General features: G+C 35.5%; 23 protein-coding genes and 1 pseudogene. 7 read left to right on the forward strand and 17 right to left on the reverse strand.

Annotation, left to right across the window (positions count from 1 at the left end):
- Positions 1 to 104: 104 nt before the first annotated feature.
- From ACQKII_RS19565 to ACQKII_RS19590, 6 genes are all read right to left on the reverse strand, one after another.
- Positions 105 to 734, reverse strand: coding sequence for an NAD(P)-dependent oxidoreductase (locus ACQKII_RS19565; RefSeq protein WP_427462137.1), 630 nt, complete (start codon positions 732 to 734; stop codon positions 105 to 107).
- 76 nt (positions 735 to 810) lie between these two features.
- On the reverse strand, positions 811 to 1,221 hold the full coding sequence (locus ACQKII_RS19570; RefSeq protein WP_427462139.1) for an Rrf2 family transcriptional regulator: 411 nt from the start codon (positions 1,219 to 1,221) through the stop codon (positions 811 to 813).
- Positions 1,222 to 1,369: 148 nt separating this feature from the next.
- Positions 1,370 to 1,576, reverse strand: a complete 207-nt coding sequence (locus tag ACQKII_RS19575; protein ID WP_143998982.1) for a thymidylate synthase — start codon at positions 1,574 to 1,576, stop codon at positions 1,370 to 1,372.
- Between the two features lie 53 nt (positions 1,577 to 1,629).
- Complete coding sequence (locus ACQKII_RS19580) at positions 1,630 to 1,836, reverse strand: hypothetical protein (RefSeq protein WP_427462141.1); 207 nt, start codon at positions 1,834 to 1,836, stop codon at positions 1,630 to 1,632.
- A gap of 215 nt (positions 1,837 to 2,051) precedes the next feature.
- Positions 2,052 to 3,263 (reverse strand): M56 family metallopeptidase, encoded by a 1,212-nt coding sequence (locus tag ACQKII_RS19585; RefSeq protein ID WP_427462143.1) that lies wholly within the window; start codon positions 3,261 to 3,263, stop codon positions 2,052 to 2,054.
- A gap of 11 nt (positions 3,264 to 3,274) precedes the next feature.
- Complete coding sequence (locus tag ACQKII_RS19590; protein ID WP_427462145.1) at positions 3,275 to 3,634, reverse strand: BlaI/MecI/CopY family transcriptional regulator; 360 nt, start codon at positions 3,632 to 3,634, stop codon at positions 3,275 to 3,277.
- Positions 3,635 to 3,934: 300 nt separating this feature from the next.
- Between ACQKII_RS19590 and ACQKII_RS19595 the strand changes: the two are divergent.
- Positions 3,935 to 4,072, forward strand: a pseudogene (locus ACQKII_RS19595) (BlaI/MecI/CopY family transcriptional regulator); the annotation flags it as partial.
- A 139-nt stretch (positions 4,073 to 4,211) separates the two neighbouring features.
- On the opposite strand, the gene ACQKII_RS19600 reads toward ACQKII_RS19595, so the two are convergent.
- Both ACQKII_RS19600 and ACQKII_RS19605 read right to left on the reverse strand, forming a co-directional pair.
- On the reverse strand, positions 4,212 to 5,189 hold the full coding sequence (locus ACQKII_RS19600) for a thymidylate synthase (protein ID WP_427462147.1): 978 nt from the start codon (positions 5,187 to 5,189) through the stop codon (positions 4,212 to 4,214).
- Positions 5,190 to 5,359: 170 nt separating this feature from the next.
- Complete coding sequence (locus tag ACQKII_RS19605) at positions 5,360 to 6,280, reverse strand: hypothetical protein (protein ID WP_427462149.1); 921 nt, start codon at positions 6,278 to 6,280, stop codon at positions 5,360 to 5,362.
- Positions 6,281 to 6,494: 214 nt separating this feature from the next.
- Here ACQKII_RS19605 and ACQKII_RS19610 point away from each other — a divergent pair, with 214 nt between their 5' ends.
- From ACQKII_RS19610 to ACQKII_RS19620, 3 genes are all read left to right on the forward strand, one after another.
- On the forward strand, positions 6,495 to 8,693 hold the full coding sequence (locus tag ACQKII_RS19610) for an ATP-binding protein (protein ID WP_427462151.1): 2,199 nt from the start codon (positions 6,495 to 6,497) through the stop codon (positions 8,691 to 8,693).
- Positions 8,686 to 9,312, forward strand: coding sequence for a response regulator transcription factor (locus tag ACQKII_RS19615; RefSeq protein ID WP_427462152.1), 627 nt, complete (start codon positions 8,686 to 8,688; stop codon positions 9,310 to 9,312). Before ACQKII_RS19610 ends, ACQKII_RS19615 begins: the two co-directional genes overlap by 8 nt.
- Positions 9,313 to 9,741: 429 nt before the next feature.
- Entirely contained in the window at positions 9,742 to 9,942 is a 201-nt protein-coding gene (locus ACQKII_RS19620) for a cold-shock protein (protein ID WP_010859201.1), read from the forward strand.
- A gap of 68 nt (positions 9,943 to 10,010) precedes the next feature.
- Here the strand turns inward: ACQKII_RS19620 and ACQKII_RS19625 are convergent, their stop codons facing one another.
- The 3 genes from ACQKII_RS19625 to ACQKII_RS19635 form a co-directional block, all read right to left on the reverse strand.
- A complete protein-coding gene (locus tag ACQKII_RS19625; RefSeq protein WP_427462154.1) occupies positions 10,011 to 10,439 on the reverse strand; it encodes a hypothetical protein in 429 nt (142 codons plus the stop codon).
- A gap of 22 nt (positions 10,440 to 10,461) precedes the next feature.
- A complete protein-coding gene (gene ccsB, locus ACQKII_RS19630; protein WP_427462191.1) occupies positions 10,462 to 11,616 on the reverse strand; it encodes a c-type cytochrome biogenesis protein CcsB in 1,155 nt (384 codons plus the stop codon).
- 271 nt (positions 11,617 to 11,887) lie between these two features.
- Positions 11,888 to 12,499 (reverse strand): CPBP family glutamic-type intramembrane protease, encoded by a 612-nt coding sequence (locus tag ACQKII_RS19635; protein ID WP_427462156.1) that lies wholly within the window; start codon positions 12,497 to 12,499, stop codon positions 11,888 to 11,890.
- Positions 12,500 to 12,731: 232 nt separating this feature from the next.
- Here ACQKII_RS19635 and ACQKII_RS19640 point away from each other — a divergent pair, with 232 nt between their 5' ends.
- Positions 12,732 to 13,475, forward strand: coding sequence for a class I SAM-dependent methyltransferase (locus tag ACQKII_RS19640; RefSeq protein WP_427462158.1), 744 nt, complete (start codon positions 12,732 to 12,734; stop codon positions 13,473 to 13,475).
- A gap of 132 nt (positions 13,476 to 13,607) precedes the next feature.
- Here the strand turns inward: ACQKII_RS19640 and ACQKII_RS19645 are convergent, their stop codons facing one another.
- The 3 genes from ACQKII_RS19645 to ACQKII_RS19655 all read right to left on the reverse strand — a co-directional run bounded on the left by ACQKII_RS19645 (position 13,608) and on the right by ACQKII_RS19655 (position 15,300).
- Positions 13,608 to 14,027 carry a GNAT family N-acetyltransferase gene (locus tag ACQKII_RS19645; protein ID WP_427462160.1) on the reverse strand — a complete coding sequence of 140 codons (420 nt, stop codon included), beginning with the start codon at positions 14,025 to 14,027 and terminating at the stop codon, positions 13,608 to 13,610.
- Positions 14,028 to 14,123: 96 nt separating this feature from the next.
- Positions 14,124 to 14,609 (reverse strand): GNAT family N-acetyltransferase, encoded by a 486-nt coding sequence (locus tag ACQKII_RS19650; protein WP_427462162.1) that lies wholly within the window; start codon positions 14,607 to 14,609, stop codon positions 14,124 to 14,126.
- Positions 14,610 to 14,709: 100 nt separating this feature from the next.
- The gene (locus ACQKII_RS19655) at positions 14,710 to 15,300 is read right to left on the reverse strand and encodes an SMI1/KNR4 family protein (protein ID WP_427462164.1); all 591 of its coding nucleotides are present in this window, start codon (positions 15,298 to 15,300) and stop codon (positions 14,710 to 14,712) included.
- A gap of 560 nt (positions 15,301 to 15,860) precedes the next feature.
- On the opposite strand from ACQKII_RS19655, the gene ACQKII_RS19660 reads away from it, so the two are divergent.
- Positions 15,861 to 16,415, forward strand: a complete 555-nt coding sequence (locus ACQKII_RS19660; protein ID WP_427462166.1) for a GNAT family N-acetyltransferase — start codon at positions 15,861 to 15,863, stop codon at positions 16,413 to 16,415.
- A 59-nt stretch (positions 16,416 to 16,474) separates the two neighbouring features.
- Here the strand turns inward: ACQKII_RS19660 and ACQKII_RS19665 are convergent, their stop codons facing one another.
- Genes ACQKII_RS19665 through ACQKII_RS19675 form a run of 3 tightly spaced genes read right to left on the reverse strand, consistent with a single transcriptional unit; the run spans position 16,475 to position 17,530 of the window.
- Entirely contained in the window at positions 16,475 to 16,597 is a 123-nt protein-coding gene (locus ACQKII_RS19665; protein ID WP_427462168.1) for a hypothetical protein, read from the reverse strand.
- Between the two features lie 19 nt (positions 16,598 to 16,616).
- Entirely contained in the window at positions 16,617 to 16,967 is a 351-nt protein-coding gene (locus tag ACQKII_RS19670; protein WP_427462174.1) for a DUF4440 domain-containing protein, read from the reverse strand.
- Positions 16,958 to 17,530: a histidine phosphatase family protein gene (locus ACQKII_RS19675; RefSeq protein WP_427462176.1), complete on the reverse strand. Its 573-nt coding sequence runs from the start codon at positions 17,528 to 17,530 to the stop codon at positions 16,958 to 16,960. Before ACQKII_RS19675 ends, ACQKII_RS19670 begins: the two co-directional genes overlap by 10 nt.
- Before the next feature lie 719 nt (positions 17,531 to 18,249).
- Here ACQKII_RS19675 and ACQKII_RS19680 point away from each other — a divergent pair.
- Positions 18,250 to 18,417, forward strand: a complete 168-nt coding sequence (locus tag ACQKII_RS19680; RefSeq protein ID WP_010859191.1) for an aspartyl-phosphate phosphatase Spo0E family protein — start codon at positions 18,250 to 18,252, stop codon at positions 18,415 to 18,417.
- The last annotated feature ends 201 nt before the right edge of the window (positions 18,418 to 18,618 follow it).

Genomic DNA, 18,618 nt, shown 5'->3' on the forward strand with positions numbered 1-18,618 from the left:
CCGGATTGTAAACAGTCAATTTTCTGTAAAATAAAGAATTTTTTGTTGATGGACAAGAAAAACAAAAAAAAACGAGCGCATTTCACACACGCTCGCTTAAAACATTATTTATTTGAAGTCACTGTAAAGCGACTATTTACATGTTGTGGGCTTTCTATTTCATCCACTACTGCAATCGCATAATCGCCATAGCTGACATAGCTTTCTCCTGCAGCATTCACTAATAGATGGTCGGTACCGGCTGTATAGCTACCTGTACGTGGACCTTCTGGGTCGAAAAATGCTGACGGACTTAAGAATGTCCATGTAACTTTCGAAGTTTGTAAATCTTTTAGGTTTTCACCTTGATTTTTTGCAGTTGCAAAGAACATTTCTGGGAAATCAGGTGTATCCATTACACGTACTGTTTTCTCTGGATTTACAAATAGGCTTCCTGCACCACCGACAACAAATAATTTTGTATCAATGCCCGTGAAAATAGCAATTAAATGACGCCCCACTTTTACATGTAATTCTTCTTGTCCAAAAGGAGCGCCAAACGCATTTACAACAACGTCAAAAACTTTGACATCTTCTTGTGATAGCGCAAGAACCTCTTTTTCAATGACAGCGATATCAGCTGTCACTTTTGCAGCAGAGCGTACAATTGCAGTCACATCATGACCACGTTGCAATGCTTCCTCAACAATTTTTTGTCCTGCTTTCCCTGAAGCTCCAATTACCGCGATTTTCATAGTTAAATTCCTCCTAAAAATTAGTTGTAACAAATTTAGTTACAGGTTAGATACAGTAAGATCGACCTCGTTTATATTAACGAAGCTGATCTAGTACATCCTGTAGAGTCTGTGCTTGTAACTGTTCTTCCATTGCATCCCAAACAGAAGTATAAACACCCTCCAAAGTACGTTGAATTTTTCGACCAACGCTACAATCTGGATTCGGCTCATCATGAATAGCAAAAAGTTGCTCGGGTCCATCGATCGCATGGTAAATCGTTAATAGTGACAAATCCTTAGGTTCAACTAAAAGGTCGTAGCCTGCTAAACCTGATTGTGACGAAAGCAAACCTGCTTTTTTCAGTACACCAATCATACGACGTACGACAACCGGATTGGTATTAACACTACCTGCCATATAATCAGATGTAAGCTGACTTTTATCTGATGTTGTTGCAATGAGCGAAAGTATATGGATCGCTACCGAAAAACGACTGTTCACCATATGTATCACCACCTGTTGTAACTATTATAGTTACAGGTTTAGAAAATAGCAAATACTTTGCTTACTAAGCCTGTACAAAATAAAACTTATATATACTGCAAACTAGCCATTTATGAGTGGACATGGGGAAATTTTATGGTTTGTCCAATTATATTTTCGAAACATAAATAACTAGTTCTTGTCTTATTTCACCATTTTCTTCATAAAAATCCAAGTTATGAAATTCATATTTAAAATGTCCAAGTGGAAACGTCACGCTCTCCCCTTGTGCCGCAGCCAATATTCCAGCTACATCATGCGACACCATTTGTAAAAGCTCTGTACCTGATAACGTTTCAACAAATACCACATTCATCAAAAAACACCTCCTTAGCCATTATAGCTTAGAAGGCGCTTACACTTATAGCGTTATTTTTGGCGATTAAGGCGAATCTCTTCAATTACCTGCATCATTTTATGTACTTGCTCCTGCGTTAACTCGTCTGAGATGCGTGATAAGTCATATTGTTTTTGTGAAATAGCCAATTTTTCAGGAGATGGTTCTTCGAGAGTCTTTTCCCTCAGTTTCTGTCCCCCTCCGACCCCTTCTATCTGGAACTTTACAATTTTACTCACCACAATCACCCCTGCAATTTTAGTTGGAAAATTAACCTTTATATACCATATACAATATTAAGGTCAATCGGTCTGCATAGCATCGGCCAACTAGCCTATTTTAGAAAAAGATTATTTCGACCTAAGTGGAAGGCATTTGAGTTTTATTATGAAAAAATGATGGTGTAAATGAAAAAACTAGTCCGGTTTCAGGACTAGTCTTTGGCGTAATTTATTTATTCTTCATTTGTTGCGATTAAACGTGGTTCCGTCGTACTATTTGATGCATCCGTAACAATAACTGCATTTCGTTCTTTGCCTTTATTTGTTGCGATTACATGTGGTTCCGTCATACTATTTGATACATCAGTAACAATAACTGCATTTCGTTCTTTGCCTTTATTTGTTGCGATTACATGTGGTTCGGTCGTACTATTTGATACATCAGTTACAATAACTGCATTTCGTTCTTTGCCTTCTTTCAGCGTTGGTGGCTCTTGGCCAGTTGCCGCAAAGACGGTCATCCCTCCAATGACTAATGTACATGCTAATGCTGTTCCTAAAACCGACTTTTTCTTTAAGGTCATAATGGACACTATCCTTTCTTCAATCCCGTTTTTACTAAAATGATTACAAAGCGGTGTAACTTTATAGGTTTCATCTGCCATATTGATGAGAGATAGTGCATATGCTGACTTTGCCTTATCTCCAAGCTGTCTAATAACCCTTTCGTCGCAAGACAATTCAATGTCTCTGTTTACTAAAAAATACATAAGCCAAACTAATGGATTAAACCAATGCAAAGCTACCATAATCGTTAAAATTACTTTCCATAAAACGTCAAAGCGTTTAATATGAATTAATTCATGCGTAAGAATAAACTGAATACTTGCAGCGTCTTCCCAATTTGTTGATTTCGGCAATAAGATGACTGGTTTAAAGAATCCATATGTTAACGGGGTTGTAATTCTATCTGATACAGCAATTTGAATTGTTCTTTTTAACTGATGATCGTTTAGCCATTGATCGAGATACTCATTATTCTTCACTGGAATGGCTGTTTGAAATTCTTTATAAAACCTAACATAGGCCACTATAAAGAATAGCAAAACCCCGATACCCCCACATGCCCATAGGTACTGAACGAAATCGTTTGTCATCACAAGCAAAAGCTGATGATAGAACGTGTTTGATGTTTGTGCGATTTCGATTGTATTGTGCATTCTTTCCGAATCATTTGAGTGAGTGAGCGTAACAAATAAGTTTTTCAGCATAGGCTGTATGCTCAACTTTGAATAAAAAGAGTAGGGGATGAGTAGTTTACATGCAACGAATCCCCAAAGAATTAAAAATGTTTGCTTTGGCACTTTATTTCTTACTAACATCCTCATCAATAGCACAATGATGAGGAGGAGAGATGCGTCTACACTCATGTTGAGAATACTCATATCATAATTCCTCACTCAAGATCTTTAACAATTTGCTTTAATTTATCAATCTCACTCGCGGACATTTTTTTCTTGTCTAGTAAGGATGCAAATAGTAAAGATTTAGAACCATTAAATATTTTATCAATCAATTCCGTCGTTTCTTGTTCTTGAATCTGTTCTTTTCTGATGATTGGATGACACATAAAGTTAGGTTCAATTCTTTCAATAGCCTCTTTTTTTATACATTTTTTTATGACTGTATAGGTGGTATTTTTATTCCAACCTATTCGTTCGTTTAACATTTGTGAGAGCTGTTTTGCTGTCAAATCGCCTTCTTCCCATAAAATATTCATGACTTGTAATTCTGAATCAAACAATTTAACTTGCATACGCGCATGCTCCTTTTCTTAAGTGGACTATTGCAATAGTTTGCCACACCCTAATACTACTGTGATAGTCTGTAGTTGTCAAGACTATTGAGATAGTCTGTTGGAGAGAAACCATTTTAAGGGCATAATAATACGGATAAATTAACCTTTGGTACTGTGTCTAAACCCATTTCAAATTCAATAAAAGCTTAATAAAGTCTCCTTCGATGATGACTCTTTTAATTTGTCTCGGCTTCACTTCACAGTTGACATCAATCTGAATTTTACGTGCAGGTACTAAAGCAAATCTGAATTCAATTTAAACGTTTCTATGGTGCTGCATTTAAACCTCTTCTTGTGAATTTCTTAAAAGAAGAAAAGCTGTCTTCAGAAGATATTAACGAACTTAAACGTATATTGGATGAAAAGACTGAGGAAAATCAGAGGAAGGATAGCTAAATAAATAAAAAAGTACACCACTATAAGTGATGTACTTAATTTTTATTTAATTGTGTGACATCTAAGACAAATATATACTCCGCCTATAAAAAGGTACATTCACTTGTCCTTAATTTTACAAAGCAGCTGCTGCTTTAAATTATACGGCAATTGGTGCTTTAATCGCTGGATGTGGGTCATAGCCTTCGATAGAAAGATCTTCAAGTTCTATTTCAAAAATTGACGTTATATTTGGATTTATTTTTAAGGTTGGTAGGTCCTTAGGCTCGCGTGAAAGCTGTTCTTTCACTTGCTCCACATGATTTGCATAAATATGTGCATCGCCAATACTATGAATAAATTCGCCAACTTCAAGCCCACATTCATGCGCAATTAAATGCGTAAGTAATGCGTAGGAAGCAATATTAAACGGACATCCTAGTAATGTATCAAGGCTTCGTTGCATTAACTGACAGCTCAGTTTTCCATTTGCAACATAAAATTGGAACATGACATGACAAGGAGGTAGCGCAGCTTTACTGCCCTTCGCTCCAGCATTAATGACATCCTCAGGGTTCCAAGCATTCACAATAATACGACGCGAATCTGGATTATGCTTAATCTGATGAATAACATCCTGCAGTTGGTCTAGTTTTTCACCAGTTGACGTTGTCCAATGACGCCACTGCTTGCCATAAACATTGCCAAGCTCCCCATATTTGCTAGAAAATTCGTCATCCGTTAGTACACGTTCACAAAACAATGCTAACTCTGCTTGGTAACTAGCGTTAAAAGCATCATCTACTAAGCAACGACGACCGAAATCTGTCATATCAGGACCCGAATATTCATCTGATTGCACCCATTTTTTAAAGGCCCATTCATCCCAAATATGATTGTTATTTTGCAATAGATAGCGGATATTAGTATCCCCTTTAATGAACCAAAGAAGCTCACTTGCTACAAGTTTAAACGGCACACGCTTTGTCGTTAATAGTGGAAAACCCTTACTTAAATCAAAGCGCATTTGATAGCCAAATACACTGTATGTACCGGTTCCCGTACGATCTTCCTTTTTTACACCGTTCTCTAATATATGTTGTAATAAATCTAAATACGCAGTTTCTGGATGCGTCATTACTGTCAACAGCTCCTTCAAGTTTGCTGTTGACCATTATACCATCAAAAAACGACAATTGAACGCCAAAAGGGAAAAACAATGCGCATCTTATAACTGGTTAATTGGGGAAAATCAGTGCTCGAAACTACATATTTTCACACGAATAGTTTTGTCACTATCCGTTAAAATTACATATCCAGGTCCAACGAATTATTGCGCAGTTCCTTGGAAATTTCATATTCTGTTGTCACAAAGAACATCGGTAAGACAATAATATTAAGTAAAACGGGTCCAACAATAAATAACAAGTCAATACCTGGGTTAAAATAGAGCCCAAATGCTGTTAGTAGTCCAGACATCACAAGAAATATAATTTGAGCAGTTATGATCATTAGCGGAATTATCTGATACATATAATTAAACTTTCTAAAATGATGCATATCCTCTGGATGTTGGAGGATTCGATTTTTTAAGCGCTTTGCTAAAAACAGACAAGTAGCCACTTGCACTAAAATGAAACTAAAATAGATGACACTATAGAGAATCATTTGTCCCTTAACGATAGATCCATCAAAATGACCCACACGTTGTTGTAATAGTTCATTGACAGCTCCCTCAAAGACATACTCTCGTTCACTTAAAAATGTAAATGGCTGCGCAAATCCGAGCGTTGCCCATTCCTTTGCATTGACCTTCCAATTTGTTAATTTACTTGCCATAATTCGTAATTGTATGCCTTCATCTTCACCAAACATTCCCACTAAGATACTGTAGGGTATGGCTATCTTTAGTTGACCATTTTGCTTCTTCTGAAATAAATCCTCAATGAAAAATGTATAGGCCACATTCGATTGATTTGTTTCATAATGGGCTTTCTCTACCTTCCAATGGCTGGATAAGGAATTTTCTATGTAATCCTTCATTTCAAAATAAGTAGTATCATTATGTAGATGCTTTGGAATCGTATAAACAAAATGATTGTCACCACCAATAATACAAATATCCACCTCTACAGCATCTGTCTGCAATGTTTCGGCTGTTGTCGTCATAGGATACACGATTATAGCAACTAGGAAAAACAGGATAAATGACATTTGGCATTTTTTCACACAATGCCCCCCTTCCCGTCACGCTTAATAAGTTCACACTAGCATAGACTTAACCGAAAAGACTATTTCGTTTTTCCGAAAAACTATTAGTGGTTTTCCGAAAGTCTCCTTTTCGGTCTTCCAAAATCACCAAAAGTTACGCATAATATAGAGCATACATTTTAAAGAAAAGAGACATTCACATGATTTTATTAAACATTAAAGAGAGATGTATATGAGCAAAATAACATACAGCGTTTTTATCACATACTTACTTCTGGGTATATATGTGCTTGGCGTTGCTATCCAGACCCCTTACATCGGGATTACTGTAAATACAGCTAATGGGCAACCAGTCATTGTAAAAACTTATTATACAGATTGGGGACGACAACAAAACATCGAAAAAGGCGACATCTTACTTACCATCGACCGCCAGCCTGCTGAAGAAAAAATAACGATGGGAAAACCACATGTTTTTAGAAGCGCGAAGGAACTCACCATTTTAAAGCCTGATGGCGTCGTTAGAGCTATTACAGTCAAGCATAAAGATATACCAGAAGAGCTTTTCATACAAATTGTTTTCCCTCTGTTATATTTTGTGCTTTCCTTTGTCGTGGCTATCTACTTATGGAAACGTACGAAAGAAAATCGAATCACTAACCTACTTACACTATTTTTATTAACGTGTTCTTTAGCCTATACAAGTGCTGGAGCCTCAGGCAGAGGAGATTTAGTTGGCATGATGGTTATTGGTCTCTGTTTAGTATTATGCTTAGTACTTTTCATCCATTTTTTACAACATTATTTCTACTTTTTACACATAAAGTGGCCATCTTTTCATACGAAATGGCTTTATCTACTACCTTTAATCATCTCATGCTTTTTACTTATGGAAATAGATAATTCTCGTTTCAGTCACATCACTACCATTCTGATACTCGGTTCGTTTGGTATCCTTGTTCTTTATGCCACTTATCTATTAATAATTACCTATTTACGAACAAAATCAGCAAAAATACGCTTGATAGCCATCGCATTAATCGTGCCTTTCCTACCATTTTTACTGTTATTTGTTGTGCCAGAAATTTTGCGCTTTACACCGATTATAGCAGCCGAATACAGCGCATTATTTTTATTGTTTATCCCTTTTTCATTTATTTTCATTCAAGTGAATGAGCGTTTATTTGATATTGAATACCAATTATCTCGATTGCGCTATTACTGTGCACTTGCGTTTTTCAGTGCCTCTGTCATAACAATTGGTATAGCCATATTTTTAGTGGGAAAACAGCTTTCTATCATCTTGCTCACAGCTATTTTTACCCTTGTTTTTTTAGTAAATATTGCGAGCTTCTATGTAAAAGAGCAACTTGATTTTAAGCATCGAAAAGTTATATTTTCTTCCAATGGAGATTATATACATAATTTATATGCAGCGGTCAATAGAATGGGCAAGACAAAAAATCAGCAGGAATTACTGGCCCGCTTCACGTATGAAATTACAGAAAAACTTGGCACAACAGCATTTACAATTGAAACCATTTCAGAAGATGTTCCTTTATCACGTGGTGAAATTATCTCAAAAAATCAAATGACACAGCTACTTTTATATGATAATACAGATGAGAAAATCGTGTTATTGATTAGCCATACATTACAAAAAGAAGAGCTTCTATGGTTAGAATTACTTGCCCTCTACGTCTCTATGTTTATCGAAAGTTTAAAACTCATAGAGGATTTAGTGCTTGAAATACAGCATATGAAAGTTACCCATGATACACCGCTACCTTGGCTTGATAAGTTATTATGGAATATTATCGAGAAAGAAAAGAGCATATTAGCGCAGGAATTACATGACACGATTTTACAAGAGCAGCTCCATTTGGCCAGAGAGCTTGATGTACTCGCGGGCGCACCAACCATTAAAGAGGATAAGGTACGAGCTATTCGAGAGCAACTTCTTGATGCCACCAAAGATTTACGAGAGTATTGTGAAAATTTAAGCCCCCCCCTACTTGATACCTTTGGTTTACAGATTGCTTTGAAAAAACTTGTACAAAAAGTAAATATCCGGGCGAATTTTTTACTGAATACACAAATAGAACCTGTTCATTTTCAAGATTTATCGTTACATTTAGTCGTATATCGTCTTGTTCAGGAGCTTTTCAATAATGCTATTAAACACGCTGAAGCTACAGAAGTTACTTTGAAACTTCTTGCAATAGATCGTGGCTTTGTGTTGCAATATGATGATAACGGTATTGGCTGTAATATCGAGGATTTAATGCAATCTTCTGCTTCCATGGGCATTAATGGTATTCGTGAACGTGTTCGCGCCTTTAACGGTGACATGACCATAACCTCCAAACAAAATGAAGGCATGCATATATATATCAAAGTACAAGAGGAAGGCGAACCTATAAATGATTAAAATACTGATTGTAGATGATCATCCTGTCGTTTTAGATGGCACAAAAACATTATTACAAGACCTAGTAAATGTACAAATCGAAACAGAGCAAGACAGTGCTGCCGTACATTCAAGAATGGACATGCAAACATTCCAACTCTTTTTAATTGATATTAATATGAAGCCACTGAATGGCATCCAACTTTCAGAGATGATTAAGAAAAAGCAACCAGAAGCGATTATTTTGCTCTATACAGGCTATGAACTGTCTGATTATTACGAGCTACTGGTCGAAAAAAAAGTAGATGGGCTATTATCGAAGCTTGCTACAAAAGAACAAGTTATTCAAACCATACAAGCAGCACTTCGCGGAGAAATTTTACTGTCAATCGACTTTTTAGACTTCGTGCAACGTCGCTCACATCATCAAAATAAGCAGCAAGAGGTTTTACTAAGTGACAAAGAACAAGAGATCTTACAACTTGTAGCACAAGGATGCACCAATAAAGCAATTGCCTCAGCACTTGGCGTCACACAACGTACGGTTGAAAATTATTTATCCAAACTTTTTGTTAGACTCCATGTAGAATCACGTGCCGAAGCAGTAATTGTCGCCAAAGAAAAGGCATGGATAGACTAATTAACAATTTATAATGAGATTTTTCACCTTCGTAAGTGATACTACTCGGCTTTAATGATGAGACTTATGAAATTGTTGTGAGGGACAAAGAAAAAAATGATTTATATCGAAATAAATTTTTTTAAGCAAATTTTTACTGATTAATCATTTTTAACTTAGGATTAGTTTATTAAAAAAGGCACAATCCTCACTTTTTTATTTATTTTACTTGTAAACATACCCATGTAATTTTTTCATACTAAAAAACGGAATATGCTGGATAAATGTATAAATCTGTTATATAATAAAGACAATAATTAAATTGCTTCATCGTAAACAATGAAATCACGCATTCAAAAGTGTCGTGTTCATGCGATCTTCTAGCTATGTGTTTTTTTATACTGAGTGAAGGAATATGATTGTTGAATTTAATTTTTGGAGGTTTTTCTAATGACACAAGGTACAGTAAAATGGTTTAACGCAGAAAAAGGTTTTGGCTTCATCGAAGTAGAAGGTGGAAACGATGTATTCGTACACTTCTCTGCTATCCAATCTGAAGGTTTCAAAACACTAGAAGAAGGTCAAAAAGTTGAATTCGGCGTTGAAGAAGGCAACCGTGGCCCTCAAGCTACAAACGTTGTGAAACTTTAATTCTCAATATAGAATTAACAGTTCAAAATCCAAGAGACATCCACATGTGGATGTCTCTTTTATTGTTATTATATCTGTACTATATCACTATTTTGTACATGGTACAGTAAATTCAAAAAACCAATACAGAAGGGGTAGCTAATAAGTTGCGCTAATAGTATTAAACCTTGTACAGGTGCTGGCATGTCGCCCTGATTTGTAATCGGAAAAGCAATGGCGAATAGGATAAGAAATAATACTGCGTAAGGTAACCAAAAAAGCATTGTCCAATAATTTGCACGCCTACACCCCAGCCATTTACAGGTCAATTTATACAGTAGCAAGCTGGCAGTAACGAAAGCAATTAGGTGTACGACCAACAATAAAGTATCTATAGTTTTGCTTTCCCAGCCCGTTAAACGCACAATACGATAATAATTCAATTGTAATTCTAGTAACGTAAAAAACAAAAATCCATAGAGAGCGCTTACTGCATTTAGCTTAAAAAAATAGTTCATACCCCATTCCTCCTGCAACTAGTTACGCATAGGAATGCAAGCCAGCAATAACTAAATTGACAAATACTTGGTTAAAGACGATGATGCCAAAGCCAACGATGGACAACCATGCCGTCTTCTCCCCTTCCCAGCCTTTAGAAAGTCTAAAATGCAAAAAGGCTGCGTAATATAAAAATGTGATAAGCGCCCAGACCTCTTTCGGGTCCCACCCCCAATATCGACTCCACGCAATTTGCGCCCAAATCATTGCGAATAATAATCCGCCAAGCGCAAACAAGGGAAAACCGATGACAACCGCTCTATAAGAAATTTCATCCATCAGTGCCGGCTGTACTCGGTTTGTTAAAGGCTTTAATAATACAGTAATTGGTTTTCTCATTATGAGTCGAATTAAACTATATAAAACAGTGCCTACAATAAATGCCCAAACGATTGAATTCAGCTTTTTCGCATCAACAGCATTTGTTATCTTCAAAAAGCCAATCGATTCCCCGCCATCTGTCACAGCACCTTTATTAACAATAAGCGGCATCATTGTATAAACTGTCTTTTCTTCCCTCCCCTGCGCATTTTCAAATTGGACCTTTACTTCATCGGTCGTTACGTTAAAAACCGTAGAAACGCCAATAAAACCGATGACAACAATTAAACAATACATAACAAACTCTAACGCAAAAGTACTAATTGACTTCTTAGAAAAATCTAAAGTTCTCAATAAGTAAATAATGCCTGTCGCAAACGAGATCGATAAAATCGCACTCGACATTGCTACAGTTATAACATGAATTGTTAACCAATTACTTTGTAGCGAAGGAACAAGTGGTGCAACCTCTTTTGCAAACACACTACCATAGCCAATAATGATTAATGAAACGGGTATCGCAAACAAGCCAACAACAATTTGCTTATACAAATAATGTATAATCAGGAAGCTCCCTGTTAACATAATGCCAAAAAACGTCATAAACTCATACATATTACTTACGGGTGCATGCTCAACAGCAATCCATCTTAAAACGAAGTAACTCAATTGTAATATAAATGCTGAATATGTAAGCAGTAGTCCTAGGCGCTTAAACATTTTTCCTTTAGATTTCACAGCAAGCCCTAGCGGTAAAATAGCAATTAATAGCAAGATAAATGCGATAAACAATGAATTACTACTTAAACTTAAAATCTCTTCTGTACTCAAATCAATTTCCCCCAACGTCCTTTTTTAGGAGAAGTTGTAAATTCACTTCTCTTATAAATGAACGTATCCTCGCAAATTAAGTGCCATTTTTTACGACAAATGCATTTATTTTCTTGAAAATTGTTACAAATTTATGGCGTATCAATAAAGTGCAGACTATTAGAGCCAACAGCATGCCGATAGCTTTTAACATTTCTTGACCATCAATGGCCACTGACAATTGCCCTTCACTTAAATAAAAGACATTTATCATTCCCTACATGATTGCTACCGGAACAATTGATTTTCCATATTCTCTTATCATCGTTAGAAGTATTGATAAAATAAAAAGCAACAATAAATAGATGATTGAAGTGATTTCTGGTGTTGCATAAGGTTTGTATAATAGAGCAATCGGTAAATGCCATATTGACCAAATAACGGCTGTTATGTAAGCGGTCGTCCACATACCGTACTTTTTACGGAAATAGTAATGAAAATTACCACGCCAAACCACTTCTTCTAATAATGCTGAAAAAGAGCTTATGGTAAGACCCATAAAAAGTAATAGTAGAAATTCTGTAAAATCAGTAAAAAGAAAAGATTCGGAATAAGTTATACGGATGTATGTATGATAACTGAAGCCCATAAAAATTGGTAGAAATATGCTGACAAGCAACCACTTCCAGGAGGGTTTTATGACTGAAAATGTATGTATGATTGGTTGCTTCATCATGATTTTTTGAAGTAGAAAAACTGAAAAAAGTGGAATCAACATTGTCAATCCTACTAAACTTCGTCCATTTTCACACTGATACAAAAAAAGATGGCTTATTATTGTAATGATATAGATATAAATTGTTGTAAACAGTACGATATGCTTTTTCAAAAGGTTGGTTCTCCCCCGCCCTTGACATGGTCGAAATTCATTTCGTAGCTAAAATTAAACCACCTATCCCCAAAAGGAAAAGATGGTAATCATAAAAAGTTTAAAGTTGACATGCCTCTATCTACATCCTACCAAAAATTGAATTATAAGTCTATTTCTTTTTATTTAGTTATGGGAGAATGAATATGCGCAAATGTTACATAACGTTATGTAAAACAACTGGAGGTTTCACATGAAGCAAAATATTTATGATGACCCTAATTTTTTCACACATTATCGGCAACTAAGAAAATCAAAGTACAACTTTAATAACTTGCTTGAACAACCAGCATTAAAATCATTATTACCTGATCTTTTCAATTTAAAGATGCTTGACATCGGTTGCGGTATGGGTGAATTTGCGAAATATTGTATTGAAAACGGAGCACAACATGTAACGGCTATTGATGTATCCACAAATATGCTTTCGATAGCGCAGAGCGAGCATGCCCATCCAAAGATTGATTTTTATCAAAAATCGTTTGAGGATTTTGAGGCAAATCCAAGCAACTTTGATTGTATTACGAGCTCTCTAGTGTTGCATTATATGGAAGATTTCCATACGACGATTGGCAAAATCACGACGATGCTACGTCCAAACGGTATAATAATTTTCTCGGTAGAGCATCCGATCGCTACAGCACGGCAGGAAATGGAAAATTGGATTTACTATCAAGATGGCAACAGGTGTCATTATGCCATTGATGATTATCAAGATGAAGGCTTGCGTAAGCAAACTTGGTATGTTGATGGTGTCATAAAATATCACCGTACCCTGTCATCCATTATCAACACACTTCTTTCGCACGGCCTTGCCATTGAAAAAGTTGTCGAGCCGATTCCCGACAAGGAAGCCATTGAAAAACTACCTTCCCTAGAAAAAGAACAGCGGCGTCCATCCTTTTTATTAGTTAAAGCAAGAAAAAGAATGACCTAATTTTTGTTGGTGCTTTATAATTTACGATAAGCCACTGAGTAGCGAGCCAAGCAGGTCCCACAGATGCTTTTAGCACCTGTGAGGCTTGTGGTTCACCTTTAGGTTTACTATTCAACGCTAAAAGACCGCTTACTATCTTAATTTAAAATAGATAATTTCTGGATCACCCTCATCTAAATTCTCTATAAATCCACTCCTTATAAACCCTGCTGTATCAAAAACTTTTTGCATATTGGTGTTCGATTGATTAGTCGAAGAAAATATTTTTGGGGTCGATGCTAACTCAACGAAATGTGCTAATAAGGACGTCGCTATACCTTTTCGCCGCTCTGTGGGTTTCACAATAACCAAAGAAATAAAACTACATTCAAAAAAATCAGTCGTGAAAATTAGAAATCCAGCGATACCATTTTGCGTTTTACGAATGATGCATCGTTCTTCTACAATCGCTTTTTCTATTAAATCGAGTCTCGTAGAACTACCAATCACCTGTTGATCGATGGTGATTAGTTCATGTAAATCCTCTATACAAGCGTACATCAAATAGTCCATTGTCCATCTCTTCCAATCGTAATCATATTATTTCGCTATTGATTTTTTACTGACCAACTAAATGCTTTAGCAAAAACAATCGAATGCTAATTTTTCTTAGTCTAATTTATTCCTCTCAAGGTCATAACTCATCACGATAAGCTCATCATCGAATCCTGTTACACGCACACCTTCATCCACGAAACCGCATTTCTTATACAATTCCTGTGCTGCTCTATTCGGCATGTCTACGCTTAATACAAGCTCATTGATAGCAGGAAAATACCTTTGAACAAAAGATGGTATTAATTGTAATGCCTTTTTCGCATAGCCCTTCCCTTGTTCATGAAAGTCTGTCGAAAATGAACGGATTAAAATAGCTTGTTCATTCGCTGAATAAGGGATTACGCCTTCCTTTTCATGGAGCACGAAAAAGGTAACGAACCTTCCTTCTTTCATCGCTAAAATCGGATGGCGACTTGCTTCGCTTTTTGCTAATTCGATGCTAGCCTGAGGGGATTTCGTATAACGAAGCTGTTGTTCTGTTATCGTGTACTGCTCAATCAATTGCTTATCGGTTTCTTCATAAAATTTCAGTTGCACTATACCCCTACTTTCTAATGATGATTTGAGTGAAAATTATCCATTTGTTGCCGCAATGCATATAAACGATTGTTCATAATAGCACTAAAAAAATATACGCCTACTCTTCCTCATAAATGGCGGTAAATTCATATTCACCGTCCACCAGTTGCTGTAAATACACATCAAAAGAAGGTGCAATGACTTCATAACTATCCGGGTCATGTACATAGCGAATTATTTGGCCAATTTCCCCTCGTTCATTTGGTGTAAAATCAATGTATAAGCTCGACGTACCACCATTATTCATACAATCTGAAAAACATAAGCGCTCTCTTAGTGGCACATGGACATTGATACGTTCATCAATTGCAATCTGCTCCAAAAACTCTCCATATCGATCTAAAATGCTGTCCTGATTATCCACATGGTAATCATCCGTGATTTGCTCAATTGACTTTAAATAATATGGATACTCATATAAATCGGAACCCAGGACTAGCACACAAATCGTATGCTCACCGTGCTTGCAATAATACGTTCCATTGACATCTTTTAATAGATTTATAAGTGCGTGTGGACATTGCGGAAATACTGCCAGTAAGGCTTGGATTTGGTTTTCAGTTGCCCCTGTAGTGAGTTGTAATTGAAGCCGTTCATCTTCAGGTAAGTATTCCATTAATTCACTAAAATATCGATCGAACTGTCGCATTCTTTATACCCTTCTTTCTGTTTGGTCAGCTTCTAAATTATAAGTGTCGAATCTATACAATTTTCAAAATCATTCCTCCAATGTGATTAGTCAGTTACTAACAACAATCTCTATTAAAATACAATCTGCTTCTTAATTATATGAAGTGTTGAATTACACTTACAAATATCACTAAAATTGTAAGAATCATAAATCCTTTAAAGGTAAAACCTGTTACAGTTCTTTGATTATTCGAATGCTAAAAATCTTTATGATTCCTATCACATGTCATCATAATCCCCCTTTTTCGTTGTCCTAACATTCAAACTATCGATTTGGAAATACATCTTCTTATGTGTAATACGCAGCAAAAAGAAAATAGTTCCATTTTTTAAAAATCTTCCGCTTCAATTAAATTTTTATTTTTAAAAAAATCTATATATGCTATTATTTGGATATTCTATTTTAAGGGGTTGCGAATATGATTGTGAAAAGTGCAGTAGACGTTTTATTTGTAAAACAAATAATCCAAGGGATGTAATACATACTGCAGCTCTTGAACGAGGGAGAATAAAAATTAAATGGAACGATATTTTAAAGAATTTCTTCATGGTCAATTGATTACTTTAAAACAAATGACTTCTATTGATTTAGATGCATTTGTAAAAATTGAGAGCGAGAAGCAATCATTATTACTCGCCAATGATGATATACCGTTTCCACATACATTCGAAGACCATTCTTCATTTTTTCAAACCATTAGTGGCAAAAAAGAAGAATTTATCTTTGGTATTTTTGAAAAAACTTCTCAACAACTTATTGGCTCCTGCAGCGTCTATTCGATTAACTGGAAAAACAGCACTTGCTCTGTGGGAATTTCAGTGGGAGAAGAGTGGCGAGGGAGAGGATTGGGGACAGATGCTATGCGGACCCTCATCACATTTATCTTTGATTATATCGCGATAAACAAAATTAAACTCCAAGTATTCAGCTTTAATGGACCAGCCATTCGTTCCTACGAAAAATGTGGCTTTACAAAAGAAGGCATTTTACGTAATGAAATTTTTCGCTTCGGCAAATTTCATGACATTGTTTTATTTGGTCTATTACGTGAAGAGTGGTCTGCATTGAATTAACGAAAATAACAACGCACGCATTCAAAATTAGCAGAATGCGTGCGTTAGCTATTTAAGAATTATAACCAACCCTCCACGTACGCAACAAGCCCTAAAACTGCCCCAATGGCTGCTCCAAAAAATACAAAATATCCTGTCTTAATCGCTGCAATGCTCCCTTTGTTTTTTGTATCAGTCATCATTATCGTCTCCCTTTTTTGTTTATATAGTCGGCGTCCCTTGATGAAAATACATTTTCCATGCCGTTTCATGTAACTGCCAAACGGAACTTCTTAATGATTTTTTACCATTTGCAATGGTCGTCGTACAATATGTGGAATGGATAATATTCGGTGCTAATTGTTTAATTGTAAAATCTGTCATTACATACGGTATTTTATGTAAGCCTGCTTCATCATCTAAAGAGCTTAATTGCATGGTCTTATCATATTTTAACCCTGAACTACCAAACTCCACATAATCATCTGCTAATATTTTTTCAAAATCGTCTTTTCTAGCATACATTAATTGTGTTTCTAACATTAAAATTTGTTCTTTTAGATCTATGTCCACTTCAAACTCCCTCCCTTCCAAATTCTTATGACATGTATCAACGATAGTTGTTGAAAGGTTAATTGATATATATCAGGCATTGATCGTTCTTTCCAAAAATCATAATCATAGTGCGAATCAAAATATTGCATCATCAGAATCATAATATTGCCATGAGTTCCTATCACAATGTGCTCATTTGGATGCGTAAAAATTATTTGTTTCAAACATTCTATCGCTCGTCCTTGTGCCATATTATTCGACTCCCCCCCTGCAAATGCATATGCAGGATAGCTATATAACTGAAGAATGGCATCGTCGAAATCACTAATTTTTCCTCTCGCCAGTATACGTTCTTTTAAACGATCATCTACATGTATCTCTAAATTATGCTCTTTTGCTATTTCTTCAACAGTCTGAATGGCTCTTTTATAGGGGCTTGCGTAAACAGCATGAATCGTTTTATCGCGAAATAGTTGTGTTAGATTGTCTCTATCTACAAGCCCTTTGTCGGAAAGTGGACGATTATATTCATCGTTCGAGTAGAAAGAATGTTCATGTCGTACAAAGTAAACTACAGTCATTTTGGCCTCCCTTTTTAAATCGATAAAATAAGATCAACGTGCTAACCTATTTTTTCATCTTTGGATCGTTATAAAATCAGCTATTCCCTATTGTTTTCCAACATTTTTTTATTCAACTTCTCGCCAAGTCTACAGTGATATAAAGTTTTCGGCTAGCTATTGTCAACATCATCATCAAACGTCCATCCGTGTAAAATAATTCTAAATCAATTATTCTATTTATTACAAAAATATACAACAAGATATTTATTTTTTTAATTTACGCTCAAAGTTGCAGAAACTATTCAATAAATAAACAACATAAAAGGTTATTTGATAAATTATGACAAGATGTGTAGTTGAATAAGTTTTATTGAATTCTATTACAATTCTAATAGATTCTTTACATAGTAAAAAAGACACCGGAAATAAATGCACTATTCTTAATGTTTTCTAAAATTCAATGTAAAAAAATAGCTATAAATCGATCGAATCAGCTATAATAGAACACAATAATTACATTAATAGTAAAATATATAGATACTAAAGCACCAAACGTGCAGATAAGGCATTTTATTCCCTTTTAAGATTTAAGCCACTTATATGTGACTAATTTACGAATTTCTATTCCTATACACAATATGACATATTTTTTAATTTAAGTGATATACAATGAAAAAGTTGAATCGAGGCCACTAGAATTTATTTCATGAATATGGAGAAAGTCATAGGAGGAAATTATGTTTGTGAATTTTTTACTTAAACAATTCTTGAAGGTTGAAATTGAAATTAAAAGAAGAATTATGTACAAAAAAGCAAAAGATTTAGGATTTACGCATCCCAAGGTAGTTGATTGTAGTCAAGAATTAGATGTCTTACTGAATAGATATTTAAAGCAAGCATCGTAAGTCGAAGGAGGAATTTCTATAAATAACTTTCATTTTGCATACTTATTTACAATAAAACCAGTCATAACGAAACGCCCACATGGCTGGTTTTATCATCAATTAAATCCTTATACGGCTACCACTTATAGCCTTCTAGCTAACAACTTCCCTCATATACAAGTATGTAAATCAATGTATACATAACAAGAATTAGGGAAACCT

The organism is Lysinibacillus sp. NPDC048646, assembly GCF_050272295.1.
Lineage (GTDB): Bacteria > Bacillota > Bacilli > Bacillales_A > Planococcaceae > Lysinibacillus.

Bases quoted from the DNA above. Each gene is read 5' to 3' on its own strand.
- ACQKII_RS19620 (WP_010859201.1), top strand. From the start codon at position 9,742: ATGACACAAGGTACAGTAAAATGGTTTAACGCAGAAAAAGGTTTTGGC.
- ACQKII_RS19585 (WP_427462143.1), bottom strand. From the start codon at position 3,263: ATGAGTATTCTCAACATGAGTGTAGACGCATCTCTCCTCCTCATCATT.
- ACQKII_RS19625 (WP_427462154.1), bottom strand. From the start codon at position 10,439: ATGAACTATTTTTTTAAGCTAAATGCAGTAAGCGCTCTCTATGGATTT.
- ACQKII_RS19655 (WP_427462164.1), bottom strand. From the start codon at position 15,300: ATGCGACAGTTCGATCGATATTTTAGTGAATTAATGGAATACTTACCT.
- ACQKII_RS19660 (WP_427462166.1), top strand. From the start codon at position 15,861: ATGGAACGATATTTTAAAGAATTTCTTCATGGTCAATTGATTACTTTA.
- ACQKII_RS19610 (WP_427462151.1), top strand. From the start codon at position 6,495: ATGAGCAAAATAACATACAGCGTTTTTATCACATACTTACTTCTGGGT.
- ACQKII_RS19665 (WP_427462168.1), bottom strand. From the start codon at position 16,597: ATGATGACTGATACAAAAAACAAAGGGAGCATTGCAGCGATTAAGACA.
- ACQKII_RS19680 (WP_010859191.1), top strand. From the start codon at position 18,250: ATGTTTGTGAATTTTTTACTTAAACAATTCTTGAAGGTTGAAATTGAA.
- ACQKII_RS19640 (WP_427462158.1), top strand. From the start codon at position 12,732: ATGAAGCAAAATATTTATGATGACCCTAATTTTTTCACACATTATCGG.
- ACQKII_RS19565 (WP_427462137.1), bottom strand. From the start codon at position 734: ATGAAAATCGCGGTAATTGGAGCTTCAGGGAAAGCAGGACAAAAAATT.
- ACQKII_RS19675 (WP_427462176.1), bottom strand. From the start codon at position 17,530: ATGACTGTAGTTTACTTTGTACGACATGAACATTCTTTCTACTCGAAC.
- ACQKII_RS19570 (WP_427462139.1), bottom strand. From the start codon at position 1,221: ATGGTGAACAGTCGTTTTTCGGTAGCGATCCATATACTTTCGCTCATT.
- ACQKII_RS19590 (WP_427462145.1), bottom strand. From the start codon at position 3,634: ATGCAAGTTAAATTGTTTGATTCAGAATTACAAGTCATGAATATTTTA.
- ACQKII_RS19615 (WP_427462152.1), top strand. From the start codon at position 8,686: ATGATTAAAATACTGATTGTAGATGATCATCCTGTCGTTTTAGATGGC.
- ACQKII_RS19600 (WP_427462147.1), bottom strand. From the start codon at position 5,189: ATGACGCATCCAGAAACTGCGTATTTAGATTTATTACAACATATATTA.
- ACQKII_RS19575 (WP_143998982.1), bottom strand. From the start codon at position 1,576: ATGAATGTGGTATTTGTTGAAACGTTATCAGGTACAGAGCTTTTACAA.
- ACQKII_RS19645 (WP_427462160.1), bottom strand. From the start codon at position 14,027: ATGGACTATTTGATGTACGCTTGTATAGAGGATTTACATGAACTAATC.